Annotated in this window: 1 pseudogene; it reads right to left on the reverse strand. The window is 50.0% G+C overall.

Annotated features, from left to right (window positions below):
* Positions 1-125: 125 nt before the first annotated feature.
* Positions 126-252, reverse strand: a pseudogene (locus EOD41_RS21125) (PIG-L family deacetylase); the annotation flags it as partial.

A 252-nucleotide genomic window follows, 5' to 3' on the forward strand; every position in this document is an offset into this window, starting at 1 on the left:
TTTCTTCACCGCCCAGCTGCCATAAGCCGATGTGAACTTTACAATATCTATCGGCGTTAGGCCCTCACCTGCCTCGCCCCCTATGGTACCCCGGATGCCCGAGATCGATTTTATTAGTGACATGTTTATTCTTCAAATTTCCATTTAACAAATGCCTCAATGGCTTCATATTCGGCCAAACCAAGCTCGTTATACAACCGTGCGGTTTCGCGGGTGCGGTCTTCGGCACGTACCCAAAACTCCCGCGCATCA

The organism is Mucilaginibacter limnophilus, assembly GCF_004005815.1.
GTDB lineage: Bacteria > Bacteroidota > Bacteroidia > Sphingobacteriales > Sphingobacteriaceae > Mucilaginibacter > Mucilaginibacter limnophilus.